1 rRNA gene is annotated in these 1,685 nt (G+C 49.3%); it reads left to right on the top strand.

Annotated features, from left to right (window positions below):
* Positions 1-269: 269 nt before the first annotated feature.
* Positions 270-1,685, top strand: a 16S ribosomal RNA gene (locus I6E86_RS13645); the annotation flags it as partial.

Raw genomic sequence — 1,685 nt, 5'->3', positions numbered from 1 at the left:
TACCCTATATATCAGTTACTGGACGACAGTGATTGAGCACTATTTAAAAGCATAACTAAAGAACAACTTGTGTGGATTTTTGCTGATTCAGAATGCTAAAAAATAAAGTTGGTTGACTACCTTTTCGGTAGGATTCTAACTATAAAAATTATCATTTAAGACAGCAGAAAAACTCAAAGTTAATTCATTACGAACATAATTTTTAGCGATTTTGCCAGATTAGATGAGCCAAGTTTAGAAGCTTCTTTAAAGAGCTTCATAGCAAGATTAAACTGAAGAGTTTGATCATGGCTCAGATTGAACGCTGGCGGCAGGCTTAACACATGCAAGTCGAGCGGAAACGATGATAGCTTGCTATCAGGCGTCGAGCGGCGGACGGGTGAGTAATACTTAGGAATCTACCTAGTAGTGGGGGATAGCACGGGGAAACTCGTATTAATACCGCATACGACCTACGGGAGAAAGGGGGCAGTTTACTGCTCTCGCTATTAGATGAGCCTAAGTCGGATTAGCTAGATGGTGGGGTAAAGGCCTACCATGGCGACGATCTGTAGCTGGTCTGAGAGGATGATCAGCCACACCGGGACTGAGACACGGCCCGGACTCCTACGGGAGGCAGCAGTGGGGAATATTGGACAATGGGGGAAACCCTGATCCAGCCATGCCGCGTGTGTGAAGAAGGCCTTTTGGTTGTAAAGCACTTTAAGCAGTGAAGAAGACTCCGTGGTTAATACCCACGGACGATGACATTAGCTGCAGAATAAGCACCGGCTAACTCTGTGCCAGCAGCCGCGGTAATACAGAGGGTGCAAGCGTTAATCGGAATTACTGGGCGTAAAGGGAGCGTAGGTGGCTCTATAAGTCAGATGTGAAATCCCCGGGCTCAACCTGGGAACTGCATCTGAAACTGTAGAGCTAGAGTAGGTGAGAGGGAGGTAGAATTTCAGGTGTAGCGGTGAAATGCGTAGAGATCTGAAGGAATACCGATGGCGAAGGCAGCCTCCTGGCATCATACTGACACTGAGGCTCGAAAGCGTGGGTAGCAAACAGGATTAGATACCCTGGTAGTCCACGCCGTAAACGATGTCTACTAGTCGTTGGGTCCCTTGAGGACTTAGTGACGCAGCTAACGCAATAAGTAGACCGCCTGGGGAGTACGGCCGCAAGGTTAAAACTCAAATGAATTGACGGGGGCCCGCACAAGCGGTGGAGCATGTGGTTTAATTCGATGCAACGCGAAGAACCTTACCTGGTCTTGACATATCTAGAATCCTGCAGAGATGCGGGAGTGCCTTCGGGAATTAGAATACAGGTGCTGCATGGCTGTCGTCAGCTCGTGTCGTGAGATGTTGGGTTAAGTCCCGCAACGAGCGCAACCCTTGTCCTTAGTTACCAGCGGGTTAAGCCGGGAACTCTAAGGATACTGCCAGTGACAAACTGGAGGAAGGCGGGGACGACGTCAAGTCATCATGGCCCTTACGACCAGGGCTACACACGTGCTACAATGGTAGGTACAGAGGGCAGCTACACAGCGATGTGATGCGAATCTCAAAAAGCCTATCGTAGTCCAGATTGGAGTCTGCAACTCGACTCCATGAAGTAGGAATCGCTAGTAATCGCGGATCAGAATGCCGCGGTGAATACGTTCCCGGGCCTTGTACACACCGCCCGTCACACCATGGGAG

Source organism: Psychrobacter sp. SWN149, from assembly GCF_015864565.1.
In the GTDB taxonomy this organism is placed as follows: Bacteria; Pseudomonadota; Gammaproteobacteria; order Pseudomonadales; family Moraxellaceae; genus Psychrobacter.
Note: the sequence above shows the minus strand (reverse complement) of the source record. Positions and strands in the feature narration are given on the sequence as shown.